Here is a 16,777-nt window from a genome sequence, read left to right as displayed (position 1 = left end):
ATTTCCTTCCGGAAATTCAACTTTCCTATTCTCGATATAAAATATTTACCATAGTGGTTGACCACTTCGTAAATCTGCCAATAAACCTTGCCTCTCTAAACGAGAACAAATAGCACTGAAGGGTGTTCCCGCGTTGTAAGTTGGATTTCTCCAGTCGGGATCACCGCTATGATGCAACGCTACTAAATTCCAGTTAATGTCAAAACATGGAGAACCAGAGGAACCAGGCTCAGTATTAGTTTTATATTTAACAGTTGTGCCATTTTCATTGATGCCAATAATAGCATCTGTGTCAAACGCCAATTTTAATGGCTCAGCTTTTGGATGTTGCACTATTAATAATGGAGTCTCAGGCAAAAAATCATAAGGTTCGGTAGGTAACGAAATCCATCCTCGCTGTGGAGCATTTGGATCAGAGTTTTTCCCTATCGCTTCTTCTCCAGGAACTCCATCTACTCGGAGCAAGGCATAATCTAGTTCGTCAGGTGTTGGTAAAGTATTTTTGGCATAAGGACTTTTATCAACCAGCCAGTCGGACTCTACTAAGCGATACTCTGTACCTTTGTTGATAATCTTGCCATCCGCTAGTTGTTTATAGTCAAAACGCAGAATAAGATTGCTGGCATTTGCTTGTCCTGAATCCACAGATTCGATGACATGATAATTGGTAATTACCACATTTGCTGCAATCAGAAAACCTGTTCCGAATTCTTTAGTATTATTGTTATTGGTAATTTCTATGCGGCACACTTGCGCTTCAATTGTGCCTAACTTTTCTCGCCATGTATTCACGTCTAGAAAACTATTCGTTTTCTTAATAATTTTCTCTAATGCGCCTCTTGCTGATAGCTGTGGTGGCATAGGAGTCGCAAGATTAAACTCCTGAGCAAAGACAAATAATGCTGAGTTTCCAGGATTTGACTCACGAGCACCTGCAATCAGTTTATCAACCCATCCCTCAGCTTCTGCTGCTTGAATTAATCTAAAGACAATTGCTTGTAAGTCATTGCCCATTGCTATTGCATTGAGGTTTTTTCCAAACTGGAATTTTACTACTTCAGCAAGTCTTTGCTGCTCTGGAAACGCGTCAAGTAGAGCTTGTGTGAATTGTTTGTATTGCTGACCATTTAGTTTCATGGGTTCTTCTACGCAAGTGCGGTTCTAGTTTGGATGTATGCAGTACAATTTTAGATCTCCATTCTTATACCATTTCACGTTAATCGCGATACATTTAAATTCTGTAGAGACGCTTCAAACAGCGCGTCTCTACACTACCGATTTGTATCATCCTTTTCGTAAAATGGTATTAACCCTTTTTCCAACTATTGTGTATTTTGACTCCTTTTATCTTTAACTTTCTTCAATGCCATTAGAAACACACAATCTCACTGGTGGATACGCAGGTAAACCGATTGTTCAAGAAATCACTCTCGCACTGCAAGCGGGAGAATGGCTAAGTCTTGTAGGTGCGAATGGTTCAGGAAAATCCACCCTCCTAAAACTCATGAGTCGCCTGCTGAAACCGCAAACAGGCGCTGTACTACTTGATGGTAAAGCCATTCACACCCAAAAAGCTGCTGTTGTCGCCCAAAAACTGGCATTATTGCCGCAACAGCAAACGATACCTGCGGGGTTGACGGTGCGACAGTTGGTGTCTTTAGGACGTACACCCCATCAACCTTGGTGGCAATGGGAATTAGACGCAGAGGATAGAGATAAAGTAGAGAGAGCCTTACAGTTAACGCGGATGCAATCTTTGTGCGATCGCCCTGTAGAACAATTATCCGGTGGTGAGCGACAAAGAGCTTTTTTGGCGTTGGCTTTAGCGCAAGATCCGCAAGTTCTGCTGTTGGATGAACCGACGACTTATTTAGATATTTGCTACCAGTTACAGTTACTAGAACTGCTCAAACAGCTTAACCAAGAACAAGGCTTGTCAATTATCACAGTGTTGCATGATGTAAATTTGGCAGCAAGATATAGCTCTCGCATTGCACTGTTATACCAAAGTAAAATTTGGGCTGTAGGAGAACCAAGGGTAGTTTTGACGCCTCTTAATTTGGCTAATGTTTTGGGCGTAGAAGTTGCTGTGTTGGAAACGCCAGTTGGTTTGCAAATTTGCTCCTTGGCTGCTATTGGTGATGAGTAGCAAGCTGCATTGAGCAATGAATAAAAATTATGGGGTTATTATGCAACGTCGTTTCATACTATTTGGGTTAATACTGTGGTTGAGTTTGGGCATTTTTGCTTGCACAAATGCAACGACTGAACAGGCAAAAAATACAGAGGCAAGTACTATCTCTACATCGCAGCAATCCCAATCAGTCAAAATTGTCAGCCTCACATCTCTTTCGGCTGATATTGTTTATCAACTGGATAACAAAAAACTAGTGGGTATATCTGGTAGCAGTTTATTCAAAAACGACTCACGATTTAAAGATATTCCCCGTGTGAGTGAGGGACAAGCAACACCAAATTTAGAGAAAATCGTAGCATTGAAACCAGATTTAGTTATTGGCGCAGAAGGTTTTTCTAATCTGATTACCGACAAACTTAAAGAGTTAGGTATAACAACTTTACTTACCAAAGTTGACAGTTGGGAAGGATTACAAGAGTTAACCAAAACCCTGGCAAAAATTGTTGATGCAGACTCAACTCCATTATTAAACCGCTATCAAACTTTTTTGCCAGATAAGCTAACTCAGAATCCTTCTACATTAGTGCTTGTTAGCCGTCAACCAATTTTGTCACCAAGCAAAAAAAGTTGGGCGGGAAATTTGCTAGAGAAATTTCAAGCAAAAAACCTCACAGCTGATTTACAAGGTAAAATTTCAATACCAGGTTATGTGACGCTTTCTGCTGAAAAAGTTCTCGAAGCAAATCCAGATGTATTAATTGTTGTTAGTCCCCAACCAGGACTATTAGAAAGTTTCAAGTCAGAGTCTTTTTGGAATCAACTCAAAGCTACCAAAAATAATCGAGTTTACGAATTCGACTATTACGGGCTTGTCAATCCTGGTAGTGTAGATGCGATTGAAAAAGCTTGTCAGCAATTAAAAGTAGCCCTATCTGGCTAGAAGTAAACAGTCAATATAGCGGACTCAATTGAGTGCAATACATCAGGAGATAAGAACCACAGATGGACACAGATGGACACAGATAAATTATCTGCGTCCATCTACTTCGGCGTCCATGTGCGGTTTTAAAGAGCCAAAAATCAGATTTTTGCAACAAATCTCATCAAATATTTTTCAATAATCCTGCTCCAATTGCCCCTAGGATAAGTACGCCAAACACCAATCTATACCAGATAAATACCCAAGTGCTTCGGTTTTTCAAAAAGCGCAACAACCCAGCGATCGCCATGTAAGAAAATATCGCAGATGAAACGACGCCAACTACCAGGGAAACTATCCCTGCACTCTCTAACCCTTGTCCGAAAACATCTTTTAACTCAACTAACCCAGCTAAGGTAATGGCAGGGATACCTAGCAAAAAGGAAAATCTAGCTGCTGTTGCCCTTTCTAAACCAATAAATAATCCTGCTGTTAAGGTAGAACCGGAGCGCGAAACACCAGGAATTAATGCCATAGCTTGAGCTAATCCCATGAATATACCATCTGACATATTCAATTGGCTAAACTCTCGCTTTCGTGTGCCTAGTTTTTCTGCAACCCCCAATAACAGTGACATAAAAATTGAGGCACCTGCGATCGCAGCCAGACTCCGCAAAGGTGAATTATCAAAATCGGGAATGAATTTTTTTATTAGAAGTCCAAAAAAGACAATTGGCAACGTTCCGATGAGAATTCCCAAAGTGATACGAAAGTCCTTGTCTTGGTAATCAGAACGCGCGATCGCTTTTGTTGTGCCTTGGGCAAGTTGTGTCAAATCGCTCCAGAAATACCACACTACAGCAGCAATACTTCCAAGCTGAATGACAGCGGTAAAAGTTACCCCCGGATCACCCCATCCAAGGAGCACGGGCACAACCTTTAAGTGTGCTGTGCTACTAATGGGTAGAAATTCCGTAGCTCCTTGTACAAAACCTAAAACCAAAGCTTGGAAAATATTCATTTGTTGCACCCCATCAGTCCCTACGTTGGGCTGGGTGGCAAGAACTTTTATCGGTACTGCTAGAACCGAGATCATCGCGGATGCAGCACTTAAAAGCAAAAATAATTGACGTTTTGATAAAGCCATTCCTTTACCTATGCTCACTGTCTCTACAACCAAATACACACACAGCCCACACACAAACCCGGAGGCAAAATAGCTTTTTCAGGAGTGCTACGTGGTTAAACTCACGCATCAAGTCATGAACCCACAGCCAGTAGTCCAAAGTTGTAACTGTAAAAAATATAATAATGGCTTCTAAGTATTTTTCAATAGTCCAGTCGCGATCGCAACCAGAATTGTAGCCCCAAAAGCCAAACGATACCAAACAAATATCCAATTGTCGCGGGTTTGAAGATATCGCAGCAACCAAGCAATCGATATATAAGAAAATACAAACGTAGAAAGTACCCCAACACTCACCACCACCAAGTCAATTTTGCCCAACGCCTCTTTCAAAAACTGATACATTGTTGCAATAGTCAAGGCTGGAATCCCTAACAAAAAGGAAAATCTTGCGGCTGTTTGTCTCTGGAGTCCTAAAAATAAAGCAGTCGTAAAAGTGGAACCAGAACGGGATACACCAGGTGCTAGCGAGAGCATTTGCCCCAACCCTATCAAAAACCCATCTTGCATTTTTAGTGCGCTAAAATCTCGCTTGCGACTACCAAATTTTTCTGCTGCTCCTAGTAAAATCGCTAAGACAATTGAATCGATGGCAATGGTACTCATGCTGTTAATCAAAGAGTTTTCATCATTAAGCACATCCTTCAGCAGAAAGCCTGCTACCAAAATTGGTAATGTGCCTATTGCTATACCAACGAGCAATTGCCATTCATTTCGCTGCCAATCTTTTTGCTGAAAAGCTGTCCAGCCTCCAGTCAAGATTTGACTGATATCTTTGCGGAAATACATTAAGACGGCAATGACACTGCCAAATTGAATCGTCGCCACAAATGCCTTTTGCCCCAAGAGTTCCCATCCAAATGCTTTGGTAAATACCTCTAAATGTGCAGTACTGCTGATAGGCAGAAATTCTGTTATGCCTTGGATAATCCCCAAGATAAATGCTTGAATGAGTTGCTCAATGAGGTTGGCTTCACCAGCTGTAGCGTTTTGAATTTCTCCCACCTGTGCCAGTTGTCCCCACACAGGATAAAGCAACCCATACCACTGTGTACTACCCGCCTCTAATATTGTCGTCATGACTCGGACTCCCAATATACCTGCGTAATTGTACTGGATTATCCAAATTTACGCTGTTTTCTTTGGTCTTTCCGGGTGGCACATAACACGCTCTGAAATTAAGCTAAAATCAATATGCCCCTAGGGGGGATATTATGTTGTGATATCTTAAATAAAATAAAGTTAAGTAACAAATATTAAAAAAATTGGTTAACAATACTTTGTCTTCTTACGCTGCTTCTACCACTACGATCGCGCCAATTGAGCCAACGAAAAGCGCTGACGTTCCTTTGTTATGGAAAGTCGCCTCTCAGCCAGCATGGTTAGTATTTGCGGCGGCGGTATTTTTGGTGTCTGTGCCTGTGTTTATCGAAGCGCCACTTGTGCGATCGCTGCCGTGGCTGAGTTTATCCTTAACATTAGGTTGGGTATGGTTAAGTTTTAAATTAATGTCGCGTCCCTCGACTTATGTGTGGGGAGATTTGCTCTTAGGATTTAGTTGGAGTTGGTTAGCAGGCTCAATTTATTGGGGCTGGTTACGTTGGGAACCGTTATGGCATTTACCTGTCGAGTCTATAGGTTTGCCATTCGCCTTGTGGTGTCTGTCCCGCAACTGGGGCAAAATAGGTAACTGGTTTTATTTAGGTTCTTTACTCGGTACAGTATTGACTGATGTGTATTTCTACCTGGTAGATTTAATTCCCTATTGGCGGCAAATTATGCAGGTAGAATCAACAGCTGATGTGGCACCAATTTTGCAAAGTGCCGTCGTGCAAGTACAAACGCCTTGGGGACAAGCTTGGGCGCTCATTCTTGCCATAGCGTTGTTAACCGTCGGGATTTTGCCTTTAGCCAAGAAGCAGCGGCACTGGTACGCTTTTAGTGGAGCAGTTTTGAGTACTATTTTGGTAGACTGCCTATTTTGGCTGGCTGCAGTTCTAGCATGATAGTTTCGCGCCAAGACGCAAAGGCGCAAAGCACAGCTAGCTACTCGGAAATTTTTAACGTTTTCACCTGTAGTCAGCGCTTTAGGGATTTCCAAGAAATAAATTATCCCGTGAGCAGTGGGGTGGGCGTCCCCGCCCGCCCAGTTAATAGGATTTTCATGTGTGGTGCTGTACTACAAGTTGAGGAACCACTAAAGTGCTTATTATCTACGAATCTCTATTACAGATTTGAAATGAAGCGAAAGTAGGCAATGCAGGCAACTGCAAAGAATTTTTGACAAAAGTTACAGTCAAACCTAGTAGCGGTAAATATTGTGGATATTAATAAGCTGTATATTAGTTTCTGATACTGCTGTGTTGATTAAGCGATCGCCTATCAGCCTTACTCAGTTCTGAGTACAAAGTACCGAGTAAAGAGTGGGATAATAAGTCGGTCTACTCCGCACTTAACATTCATTGCTCAGAACTTTTTTGCGCTGACTGCTTTTAGCTTAAGGCTTCTATTTCAATTAGAGTGGATGGAAAGAGGTGAAAAATTGTGAAACGATTGGTGCGTTTATTAACAATGTTTAGTTTGGTGTTAGGATGCTTGGGATGGCTTTCAACGCCTCAAATAGCCCAAGCAGCTGACTTCAACTCAATTGCTTTTCGTTCAGTCCCAGTTCTAGCAGTTGAGGGAACTCAAAGTTTGAGGAACCGCGCAGACGCTAGGCTGGCAGAGGTTTATGGTAAAAAAATTGATTTGAATAATACCAACGTGCGAGCTTTCCAAAAGTATCCAGGATTGTATCCCACTCTCGCAAGGACACTCATTAAGAATGCTCCTTACGACAAAGTAGAGGATGTGTTGGATATTCAAGGATTGAGCGAACGTCAAAAACAAGTTCTGCAAGCTAACCTAGACCACTTTACCGTGTCAGAAGTGGAATCAGTCTTCACCGAAGGAGACGACCGCTTTAACAACGGTATTTACAGATAATCGGACTTGCAGCTTATTAAGCTACCAGAACCCACTCCTTTCAGGGAGTGGGAATTAGTTTATTCAGCAAGAGGGAAAACGGGAACAAGGAAGAGCAGGGGAGCTCTTGAGCACCCGGTGCAGGGGGAGAAATCAATTCATAAGGTACGGCATTAGGAGTCTCTCCCTCATCCCCCTCATCTCCCTCACTCCCTCACTCCCTCACTCCCTCACTCCCTCACTCCCTCATCTCCCTTATCTCCCGCATCTCCCTCTCCCTCACTCCCCCCACCCCCTGCTTTGCTTCAGATAGATATTCCTAGCCAATTTGATGTCATCGTTGTCGGTGCTGGTGCTGCTGGACTGTACACGGCACTATGCCTACCTGCCGAATTGCGAGTCGGCTTGATTACCAAAGAAACAGTTTCTCTTTCTGCTAGTGATTGGGCGCAGGGTGGTATTGCTGCAGCGATCGCAAAAGAAGATTCTCCTTATTTACATATTGAAGACACAATAGCCGCAGGTGTTGGCTTGTGCGATCGCCCTGCTGTGGAATTTCTTGCCAAACAAGCTCCTAGCTGCATTCAATCGCTTGTAAACTTGGGAGTAGCCTTTGACCGTCATGGCAGCCAGTTAGCCTTAACCTTAGAAGCTGCTCATTCCCGCAACCGCGTTCTTCATGCCGCAGATACGACAGGCAGAGAAGTGATCACCACTCTCACCGCCCAAGCCCTGCGACGCCAAAACATTCAAGTCATTCAACAAGCTTTGGCGTTAGGTTTATGGTTAGAACCAAAAACACAGTCGTGTCAAGGAATTAGCCTGTTTTACCAAGGTCAAATCAGCCTCGTCAGAGCAAATGCTGTCGTTCTGGCAACAGGTGGTGGAGGTCAGGTGTTTGCCCAAAGCACAAACCCCGCTGTTAGTACAGGTGATGGAGTGGCGATCGCATGGCGTGCTGGGGCGATTCTCCGAGATTTGGAATTTGTGCAATTCCACCCCACTGCTTTGACAAAACCAGGTCGTTTTCTCATAAGTGAAGCTGTACGTGGCGAAGGCGCACACCTTGTTGATAATGAAGGGCGACGTTTTACCTTTGATTATCACCCAGCAGGCGAACTTGCCCCCAGAGATGTGGTGAGTCGGGCAATTTTTAGTCACTTGCAACGCACTTCAACTGACCTCGCAACTGCTCATGTGTGGTTAGATATGCGCCCCATCCCTGCTGAAAAAATTCGCCACCGTTTTCCCAACATCATCAAAGTTTGTCAACACTGGGGTGTGGATGTCTTCACAGAACCCGTTCCCGTCGCCCCTGCTGCTCATTACTGGATGGGTGGCATTGTTACCGATTTCATGAACCGGACAAACATTCCCGGTTTATACGCAGTCGGAGAAACCGCAAGTACTGGTGTGCATGGAGCAAATCGCCTTGCCAGCAATTCTCTGCTGGAATGTATCGTATTTGGCGCACAGATGGCTCATTTGCAGCCTCTAGATGTGAGTAGACCAGAAGACGTGCCAGTAGTTCCTAAGCGAGAATTTTCTGCCAATGTCGCTGAATGGCAACCTCAGCAAGAAAATTTAGAACGACTGCGAGAAAACATACCGCGTCTGGTTTGGCAAAGTGCTGGTATTTGCCGGGAGCAATCAGGCTTAGAAGCAGCGATATCAACCATTAAGTCCTGGCAGCAAGATTTTACTTCTTTGCCGATCACTCAATTCTTGTTGTCTGTACATCCTACAGAATCAGCTCGTTTAGACATACCTGATGTTGAACGACAATTGCGATTGTGGGCAGAAACGCGTAATTTATTGGATGTCGCTTTTTTAATCCTCAAAAGTGCTGGCTTTAGAACCGAAAGCCGGGGAGGGCATTACCGCTTAGATTACCCTCAACTAGACCCTAACTGGCAAGTCCACACACTTGTACAACAAAATAATTGGTGGAAATCCCCAGTGTTGAGTCATTAAAATTTTCAAGCCTTTATCGAGTCCCACTCCCATGCTGGCTATCAGGACCACCATAATTTGGTGGTTCGTAGTTCTTATCTAAGTCAGCATCACAAACAACTTGCTTGAACACTTGAGTATCAAGCTTGAGATTTGCCAAGTCTTGATTATAGCAATTCTCAATTGTATGCACTACACGGTAGGGGCACGACAAAGAACAGCCCGTACTTTGACTGTGTTTCACTCCATTGACAACTACTTTTTGTGTGGTGTCCGAATCCACAGCAGCCGCAGTATCAGCAATTTTGGGAGTTATCAGATAGGCTCCGATAAAAAATAGCACAACGCTAGTCAGTCTCAAGTTAGTTCTCATACGCTTCAGTAAATTCCCTTAATTTAAAAAAAAAAGTATTATTTTTTTACTTATATAGGATGACAGATGATTTAAGAATTTATAAAGTTCACACTGTCATCCGGATTATTACTTAGCTTTGCCATCTTTCTAAAGTGGTAAATAGCAGCTTTACCATAGGGCTATTTTTACTACTTTTTATCTTAAGTTAAGTTTTATTATGAAAATGGAGTCATTTACCTCTACCTGAAGATTGAGATGCTTACAGGTGAATACCAGCAATTTACTGGTATCATAAGTTTCAATTAGCTAAGATGCAGCTTGTAAGGTAGGCATCATGACTAAAGAAAGCCAACTATATAGCAATACGGTTGGTGATAAGACTTGATCCTCCCTAACCCTCCTTAAAAAGGAGGGAATTAAGCCCCCTTTTGTAAGGGAGTTGGAGGTAGCTTTTATAACTAAACAGTATTTACTTAACTGTATTGAGCTATACAGTCAGTAGATGGCGGAAGCAAAAGTTGAGGAATTCTTCGTTGTGGTATATGGGATGTAAGCCCACAACTTAGGTTAATTAGGCAAACTCATATCGGTTTTTCCCGAGATGCTTGGCACGGTACATTGCATTGTCTGCCAGCTTAATCAAAGCTTCACTGTCTTGGCTGTTACTTGGGTAGACACTGATGCCAATACTGGCGGAGATGTTAATTATATGTCCTTCTAAGACAATCGCCTCAGTCAGAGTTGTCAGAATTTTTTCAGCAACTGTAGCAGCAACTTGTACCTTAGGAATTGTCCGTAAAATGACGGTGAACTCATCACCACCTAGGCGAGAAACAGTATCACTGCTACGTAAGCAGTGAGTGAGACGTCGGGCAATGGTTATCAAGAGGCGATCGCCTATCTCATGCCCAAAGTTATCATTAACCTGTTTGAAACCATCTAAATCAATAAATAGTAGCCCTGTTAAGGAATTATTTTCCTGTGCCCACAAAAGCGACTCTTGAAGTTGTTCTGTAAAAAATTTACGATTGGGTAGACCAGTCAGAGGGTCGTGATAAGCAAGATAACGTAAGTGGTCTTCTTTTATTTTTAATTGTTTGTTCATCCGGGATAAGTCAGCGGTACGGCGTCTGAGTTCATCTTCCATCCGCTTGCGTATGGTAATATCTCGGATAATCCCAACTAAGAAGAAATTGCCACCGGCATCTTTATGAAGCGATCGCTTTGTGGCAATCACATGAGTGATTCCACGAGCGTCTGTGAAATCCTCTTCGTTTTCATGGGGTTGCTGCGTGTGGAAAACGAGATCATCTGAGGCATGAAAAGCATCCGCTTCATGCTTGGGGAAAAAGTCATAGTCAGACTTTTCAATTAACACATTTTCCGGATAGCCAATAAATTGACAATAAGCTTCATTTAAGACTATCCACTGATGTTTTTTATTTTTGACAAAAATTGGATCAGGAATCTTATTGATCAGTTCATGCAAAAACTCTTTGGAGCGTTTCAACTCTTCCTGACGATATGCAACTTGATAAGTGATTGCAATAGCTGAGCCGCTAAAGGCAAGCAACGCAGGTACAAGTGGTATCCACCAACCAAACAACAAAGCAAGGTAGGCGCTTCCACATAGCACGAAATATAATAATAGAATACTAAGAAAGCTTAAGCTTGGACGTTGTATTCGCCTAGTTACGACTGCTCCCAGATAAGCCCAAACACAAATCCACAACCATTCAATCGGGTGAAACCAAACTTTGAGTAAAGGTCTTCCTTCGAGGACGGCTGAGATAATCTCACTGATAAAATGAGCTTGTAGTTCAATGCCAGCCACAGGCTTGACCGTACCAATCAGACGGCTGGAATATGGGAAAAATACAAAATCCTGGAGACTGGTCGCAGTGGAACCAATAAGTACAATGCGGTCTTTAATCCAACTTGGTGGTACCTGATTGTTTAACACATCTCGCATTGATACCTTGCGGAAGCCATAACCTTCCACTGATGAGCTTGCGGTGCCAACTTTGGGAAAATTGGACAAAATTTGGTATCCTCTGTTATCAGCTCCCACGTAGCCACCATCATTAGGCTGAAAACGGCGAAACTCAGCCTTACCCAACTGTAAATACTCATGATTGTTTTTTGCTTTTTTGGGAGTAATACCTTCGGGCTTTAAATACATTAAAGCGAGTTTCAAAGCAAAACTTTCGTGTGCTTGATGATTAATGTGCCAGTACAACAAGCTACGACGTACTTTGCCATCAGCGTCATACACTACATTGTTAAAACCTACTCGGTCGGTCTGATTTAGCTGGGGTGGAGGAGAAACACTGGTGTTTTTATTATTGGACAGGAGTTCAATTCCAACCAAGTTTGGTATGGTTTTGTAAGCTTTAACCAAATCCTGATGACCTGGTTCCACTGGTAAATTACGGTAAATATTTAAACCAATAGCCCGAGGTTGGTTCTCTTTTAATTTTTGCAACACCTCAGCAATATACCGATCTGGAATTGGCCATGAACCGACTTGGTGTAAAGAACTTTCGTCAATCGCTACAATTGTAATACGCTCCTCTGGTGGCTCCTGTGGACGCAAATGAAAAAGATAATCCAGGGCTGCCCACTCTAAAAATTGCATGAATCCGAAAGAGCGCAGCAATAAAATGCAGATTGCGACGCTAGAAGCGGTAAAAATTTCACTGCGTCCTTGATTAAGTGGTTGTTGCAGTGCAAACAGCAACTTCACAAGACGCTGACTAAGCTGCTTACTTATTCCCATAACCTAGGTGGGAGAAATATTTTTATCTTTTTGTAATTATTAACTACCTGGCGGATGCAGTTCATAGGCTACCTTTAATGCTTTATAAGCTGTTAATCTACTTCTTGAGTTATTAAAGACAATCTCAGATGTCTCTGATATAAATTACTCACCATTTGCTAAAACGGCAATGGTATCTTTCGCAACATAGAAAAAAATAAGTCTAATGGTAGAGCAGAAGGTATAAAAAAAAATAAGTCAGATGGTACAGAAGTCATACATTACTACCACCTGACTTTTTTGTTTGAAGTTATCCTGCTTTTGTAGACTACTTAAAAGCGTCAGGAAAATTCTTAAAGTTGCGGGGACCTTGATAACCAGAAATTTGCGCTAATTTCTCTAATGCTTGCACGTTGGGATAAAGTTTACCGTTAATTTCCCAAGTAGGAAAGCCTTGAATGCCAGCTGCTTTGCACAAATCTGGACGGGCGTCTTTGCCCTGTGGGTCACACTCTATGTGCTTAATTTCTTGATACGCCTCTTTACCAAACAATTGCTTTTGTTCGTGGCAGTGAGGACACCACCAAGCTATGTATTCCTTGGCACCTATTTTGGTCAGGTGACGTGCCAACTGAATCTCTGCCTCACCAGAGGTCGTGGTAATGGTCCAACCCACTCCAGTTGTCGGATCTCCGGTTGGTCTTAAGCTAGGACTATTGCCAGCGTTAGCATTAGGGTTATTAACATTGGCATAAACGCCTAAAGTCCCAATCAGCGTTACCATGCCCACAACAATGGCGGTAAAGAAGATTTGTCCTATATCTTCCCATGTGCGACCAATCATCGTCAGCACTAAGAGGCTGGTGGAGAAGAGAGCCGAGGCAAGACAGTAGAGACAGACTGCTTTGATTTTGAAAAATAGCAGGTACATTAAGTACCCACTAAAGACAGACATGGCGATCGCACCTGCCAAAAGCAGCAACCACGTCCAATTTTCCAGCTTTGTCCGAGTATCTTTACTTTGTGCTGGGTTAACTGCCAAAGGAGCCAAAGCGAAGATAACCATGCTAGCGTAAGCGAGAAAGCCAAACAACGCTAAAGGCTGCCCCAAAACGGTAGCATAAGGGCTAGATAGTACTAAATCACAGCTATTGGTGGGGCAAGCGGCGGAACCTTGTGTCAACTTAACTACGGTGAGATAACCCGTTGTCAATGCACCAACAGATGCGATCGCGGCTATCAATATCCGCGACCATCTATGAATCCAGGGAGTAGAACGGCGGCGATTCATAAACTGCAATAGAAAATTAGGAATTGAGAATTGGTAATGAGTATTGGGTCATGCGACGTGAATGATGAATTAGGAATTGTGTTTTTCCTCATTTATAATTCATCATTCATGACTACCCATCACCCATGACCTATTCCGTACCTATGAGTGTAGCTTTACAGAAGGAATTGATTGTGTTTCCTCTTTAGAGTTCCAACCTTTACGTGCAGCTTCCACAAACTGACTCACCCGGTTTGGGTCTATCGGTTGCTCTCGCCGACCGTGGCGTTTCAGGGCACTCGAAACAATCACACCATCTGCCGCCACCAGGAGTGTACCAATATTTTCCCAACTTGCTCCACTACCAATAAACACTGGAGTGCCGTGAGCAGCAGAAGTTGCCATTTCCAAATCTTGTAGGTTTGGAGGATCACCTGTAGCCCAACCAGACATAATCACTGCATCTGCCAAACCGCGTTCAATTGTGTCTTGCACCGCAGTGGTGAGATTCACCGCACTCAACGGACGGGCGTGTTTGACCAACACATCGGCGAAAATTTTCACATCGCTGCCTAACTCTCTGCGATAGCGTAGCAGTTGATGAGCTTCTCCCTCAATGATTCCCTGGTCGGTTGCCATGACACCTGTCAGTACATTCACGCGAATGAATTGCGCTTTTGTGCAGGTGGCGATCGCTATTGCGCTTCTGCCATCGTTCCGCAAAACATTTATACCTACAGGTAGCGTCACCAAATTCTGTATCCGCTGTACCACTACGGTCATGGCACTCACAACCGCTGGATCCACCTGGTTTTTGGGAAACGGCGCGTCGAAAAAATTCTCCACAATAATGCCGTCAACCCCTCCACTTGCTAGGGCTGTTGCTTCTTGTTCGGCACGGTCTATAACTGCTTTCAGGCTACCTCCCCAGCGCGGCGAGGTAGGTAACGGTAGTAGGTGAACTACGCCAATAATTGGTGTTCGGGTTTTAAATAGCTGATATAAAGTCACGTCTTTAACCCGCTTTACGGAGTCTTCAGTCCTTAGTCCTTAGTCATTTGTTATTATCGCTGGTAACTATTGACTATTTACTCATGACTCATGACTCATTACTAATTAAGTAAAGTAAAGGGCGCTGTACCTCCTTTGAGGTTTCAACCGTGCCTTCATTTCTGTCACGCATTTCATTTGCACCCTGTTAGCAGTTAGGATGCTTGCTACCACTGGTTTCTTCGACTTAATAATGGAAATTGCTTACCTCCACCTTTAGATGGAATTTAGCGTAACACTTTCCCTAAGATATGTTAAGATAACATATGGATAGAAGAGGAGTTTGCCGCTCATAAGACGCGAGGCAGCTTTCCGATGAACAGGCATCTCGCCTGCTCAAGGTACAGGCATTACCGCTATACAAGCGTAGTCACGCGATATTTTCAAAGGCTGGTAGCGACTTCTCCAAATGCGCCACACACACTTGGTTTAGGCAAGATGGATGACTCCGCTCCTGACCAAAACCAGTGTCATTTAGAGAGTGGCTTCCCAGTAGGTTGATTAATAATATACATTTTGCGGTAATGTAGAATACCAACAGGTAAAATTTTAAAAAAGATTAACTACTAGTGTCCAATTTATCTAAATTCTGTCTATTTTCCCCTGAAAAACAGATTAATAAAGCTATCATAGCATGAACTCCAGATTCATCATGGTAGTAGCTTGGTTTGACGGTGTGTAAGACTTTTGAAGGTCATGGCTTAGTTTCAGAGGTTTTGACCTCGTTGAGATCTTAAGCAAAAATTTTGCGCTCAAGGGCGTTTAAGTAGATGAAAAAACCTAAAGACTCTTTCTTAATATGGGTGACAAGCCAACAATTTCAATTTCTCACCTAGGCTGCGAGAAAAATCGAGTTGACACAGAACATATGCTAGGACTGCTGGTAGAAGCAGGCTACAGCGTAGATTCTGATGAACAGTTAGCAGATTATGTTATAGTCAATACATGTAGTTTTATTGAAGCAGCAAGAGAAGAATCTGTCAGAACCTTAGTGGAACTGGCAGAAGCAGATAAAAAAATCGTTATCACAGGCTGTATGGCGCAGCACTTCCAAGAACAGTTATTGGAAGAGTTGCCCGAAGCCGTAGCCGTAGTAGGAACCGGGGATTATCACAAAATAGTCGATGTCATTCAGCAGGTAGAACAAGGCAAGCGGGTTAAAATCGTAAGTTCACAACCAACCTACATTGCTGATGAAACCACACCCCGTTATCGAACTACGACTGAAGGCGTGGCTTACCTGCGGGTTGCTGAAGGTTGTGATTACCGATGCGCTTTTTGCATAATTCCCCACCTGCGGGGAAACCAGCGATCGCGTACCATAGAATCAATAGTGACCGAAGCAGAGCAGTTAGCAAGTCAAGGGGTACAGGAAATTATCCTAATTTCCCAAATAACCACCAATTACGGTATTGATATTTACGGCAAGCCGAAGTTAGCCGAATTACTCCGTGCCCTAGGGAAAGTTGATGTGCCGTGGATTCGCATGCACTATGCCTATCCCACCGGACTCACCCCAGATGTGATAGCGGCGATTCAAGAAACACCGAACATCTTGCCTTACCTGGATTTGCCCCTACAACATTCCCATCCAGATATTCTCCGCGCCATGAATCGTCCCTGGCAAGGACGGGTGAATGATGCGATTATCGAACGCATCAAAGAGGCGCTACCAAAAGCTGTGCTGCGAACGACATTTATTGTCGGTTTTCCAGGAGAGACACAGGAGCATTTTGAGCATTTGTTACAGTTTGTCGAGCGTCATGAATTCGACCACGTAGGTGTCTTCACCTTTTCACCCGAAGAAGGAACTCCTGCCTACAACCTACCAAACCAACTGCCCCAATTCGTTATGGATGAGCGGCGGAACGTATTGATGGAACTCCAACAGCCAATTTCTTTAAAGAAAAATCAACAGCAAGTTGGCAAAGTGGTCAATGTTCTGATTGAACAAGAAAATCCCGTAACAGGAGAATTAATTGGTCGTTCTGACAGATTTTCCCCAGAAGTCGATGGGCAGGTGTTAGTTCATGGGGAAGCACGATTAGGAACAATCGTGCCAGTAGCTATCCAAAATGCTGATGCTTACGACCTTTATGGTCAAGTTGTCAACAATTAATGGTTATTAGTTGTCATTATTAACCCATAACCACTAACTACTAACCAATCTATAAAGACCAAAGAA

13 protein-coding genes are annotated in these 16,777 nt (G+C 43.1%); 6 read left to right on the top strand and 7 right to left on the bottom strand.

The genetic code is table 11. From position 1 onward, the window contains the following. Nucleotides 1-45 precede the first annotated feature (45 nt). Nucleotides 46-1,137: an effector-associated domain EAD1-containing protein gene (locus ACM0OZ_RS03250; RefSeq protein ID WP_414581386.1), complete on the bottom strand. Its 1,092-nt coding sequence runs from the start codon at nt 1,135-1,137 to the stop codon at nt 46-48. A 226-nt stretch (nt 1,138-1,363) separates the two neighbouring features. Between ACM0OZ_RS03250 and ACM0OZ_RS03245 the strand changes: the two genes are divergently transcribed. Both ACM0OZ_RS03245 and ACM0OZ_RS03240 read left to right on the top strand, forming a co-directional pair. Further along, a complete protein-coding gene (locus ACM0OZ_RS03245; protein ID WP_414581385.1) occupies nt 1,364-2,149 on the top strand; it encodes an ABC transporter ATP-binding protein in 786 nt (261 codons plus the stop codon). Nucleotides 2,150-2,189: 40 nt separating this feature from the next. Further along, on the top strand, nt 2,190-3,077 hold the full coding sequence (locus ACM0OZ_RS03240; RefSeq protein ID WP_414581384.1) for an ABC transporter substrate-binding protein: 888 nt from the start codon (nt 2,190-2,192) through the stop codon (nt 3,075-3,077). Nucleotides 3,078-3,240: 163 nt separating this feature from the next. Here the strand turns inward: ACM0OZ_RS03240 and ACM0OZ_RS03235 are convergent, their stop codons facing one another. Together ACM0OZ_RS03235 and ACM0OZ_RS03230 are read right to left on the bottom strand one after the other, a co-directional pair. After that, the gene (locus ACM0OZ_RS03235) at nt 3,241-4,203 is read right to left on the bottom strand and encodes an undecaprenyl-diphosphate phosphatase (protein ID WP_414581383.1); all 963 of its coding nucleotides are present in this window, start codon (nt 4,201-4,203) and stop codon (nt 3,241-3,243) included. Between the two features lie 171 nt (nt 4,204-4,374). Beyond that, nucleotides 4,375-5,322 carry an undecaprenyl-diphosphate phosphatase gene (locus ACM0OZ_RS03230; protein WP_414581382.1) on the bottom strand — a complete coding sequence of 316 codons (948 nt, stop codon included), beginning with the start codon at nt 5,320-5,322 and terminating at the stop codon, nt 4,375-4,377. A gap of 185 nt (nt 5,323-5,507) precedes the next feature. Between ACM0OZ_RS03230 and ACM0OZ_RS03225 the strand changes: the two genes are divergently transcribed. From ACM0OZ_RS03225 to nadB, 3 genes are all read left to right on the top strand, one after another. Then, a complete protein-coding gene (locus tag ACM0OZ_RS03225; RefSeq protein ID WP_414581381.1) occupies nt 5,508-6,248 on the top strand; it encodes a DUF3120 domain-containing protein in 741 nt (246 codons plus the stop codon). A 538-nt stretch (nt 6,249-6,786) separates the two neighbouring features. Then, the gene (psbU, locus tag ACM0OZ_RS03220) at nt 6,787-7,227 is read left to right on the top strand and encodes a photosystem II complex extrinsic protein PsbU (protein WP_414581380.1); all 441 of its coding nucleotides are present in this window, start codon (nt 6,787-6,789) and stop codon (nt 7,225-7,227) included. 279 nt (nt 7,228-7,506) lie between these two features. Further along, nucleotides 7,507-9,180: an L-aspartate oxidase gene (nadB, locus tag ACM0OZ_RS03215; protein ID WP_414581379.1), complete on the top strand. Its 1,674-nt coding sequence runs from the start codon at nt 7,507-7,509 to the stop codon at nt 9,178-9,180. A gap of 13 nt (nt 9,181-9,193) precedes the next feature. Here the strand turns inward: nadB and ACM0OZ_RS03210 are convergent, their stop codons facing one another. The 4 genes from ACM0OZ_RS03210 to btpA all read right to left on the bottom strand — a co-directional run bounded on the left by ACM0OZ_RS03210 (nt 9,194) and on the right by btpA (nt 14,553). Then, complete coding sequence (locus ACM0OZ_RS03210) at nt 9,194-9,532, bottom strand: hypothetical protein (RefSeq protein WP_414581378.1); 339 nt, start codon at nt 9,530-9,532, stop codon at nt 9,194-9,196. Nucleotides 9,533-10,085: 553 nt separating this feature from the next. Continuing rightward, on the bottom strand, nt 10,086-12,287 hold the full coding sequence (locus tag ACM0OZ_RS03205) for a CHASE2 domain-containing protein (RefSeq protein ID WP_414581460.1): 2,202 nt from the start codon (nt 12,285-12,287) through the stop codon (nt 10,086-10,088). A gap of 313 nt (nt 12,288-12,600) precedes the next feature. Beyond that, complete coding sequence (locus ACM0OZ_RS03200) at nt 12,601-13,563, bottom strand: vitamin K epoxide reductase family protein (protein WP_414581377.1); 963 nt, start codon at nt 13,561-13,563, stop codon at nt 12,601-12,603. Between the two features lie 141 nt (nt 13,564-13,704). Beyond that, a complete protein-coding gene (gene btpA, locus ACM0OZ_RS03195) occupies nt 13,705-14,553 on the bottom strand; it encodes a photosystem I biogenesis protein BtpA (RefSeq protein WP_096570444.1) in 849 nt (282 codons plus the stop codon). A gap of 838 nt (nt 14,554-15,391) precedes the next feature. Here btpA and rimO point away from each other — a divergent pair. Then, nucleotides 15,392-16,711: a 30S ribosomal protein S12 methylthiotransferase RimO gene (gene rimO / locus ACM0OZ_RS03190; RefSeq protein ID WP_414581376.1), complete on the top strand. Its 1,320-nt coding sequence runs from the start codon at nt 15,392-15,394 to the stop codon at nt 16,709-16,711. The last annotated feature ends 66 nt before the right edge of the window (nt 16,712-16,777 follow it).

Source organism: Scytonema sp. PCC 10023 (genome assembly GCF_963920835.1).
Taxonomy (GTDB): Bacteria; Cyanobacteriota; Cyanobacteriia; order Cyanobacteriales; family Nostocaceae; genus Kalymmatonema.
This window is presented reverse-complemented; position numbering and strand designations above follow the sequence as displayed.

Excerpts from the sequence above, each read along its gene's own strand:
- ACM0OZ_RS03210 (WP_414581378.1), bottom strand. The coding sequence starts at position 9,532 with ATGAGAACTAACTTGAGACTGACTAGCGTTGTGCTATTTTTTATCGGA.
- ACM0OZ_RS03245 (WP_414581385.1), top strand. The coding sequence starts at position 1,364 with ATGCCATTAGAAACACACAATCTCACTGGTGGATACGCAGGTAAACCG.
- ACM0OZ_RS03235 (WP_414581383.1), bottom strand. The coding sequence starts at position 4,203 with ATGGCTTTATCAAAACGTCAATTATTTTTGCTTTTAAGTGCTGCATCC.
- ACM0OZ_RS03200 (WP_414581377.1), bottom strand. The coding sequence starts at position 13,563 with ATGAATCGCCGCCGTTCTACTCCCTGGATTCATAGATGGTCGCGGATA.
- ACM0OZ_RS03250 (WP_414581386.1), bottom strand. The coding sequence starts at position 1,137 with ATGAAACTAAATGGTCAGCAATACAAACAATTCACACAAGCTCTACTT.
- ACM0OZ_RS03240 (WP_414581384.1), top strand. The coding sequence starts at position 2,190 with ATGCAACGTCGTTTCATACTATTTGGGTTAATACTGTGGTTGAGTTTG.
- rimO (WP_414581376.1), top strand. The coding sequence starts at position 15,392 with ATGGGTGACAAGCCAACAATTTCAATTTCTCACCTAGGCTGCGAGAAA.
- ACM0OZ_RS03230 (WP_414581382.1), bottom strand. The coding sequence starts at position 5,322 with ATGACGACAATATTAGAGGCGGGTAGTACACAGTGGTATGGGTTGCTT.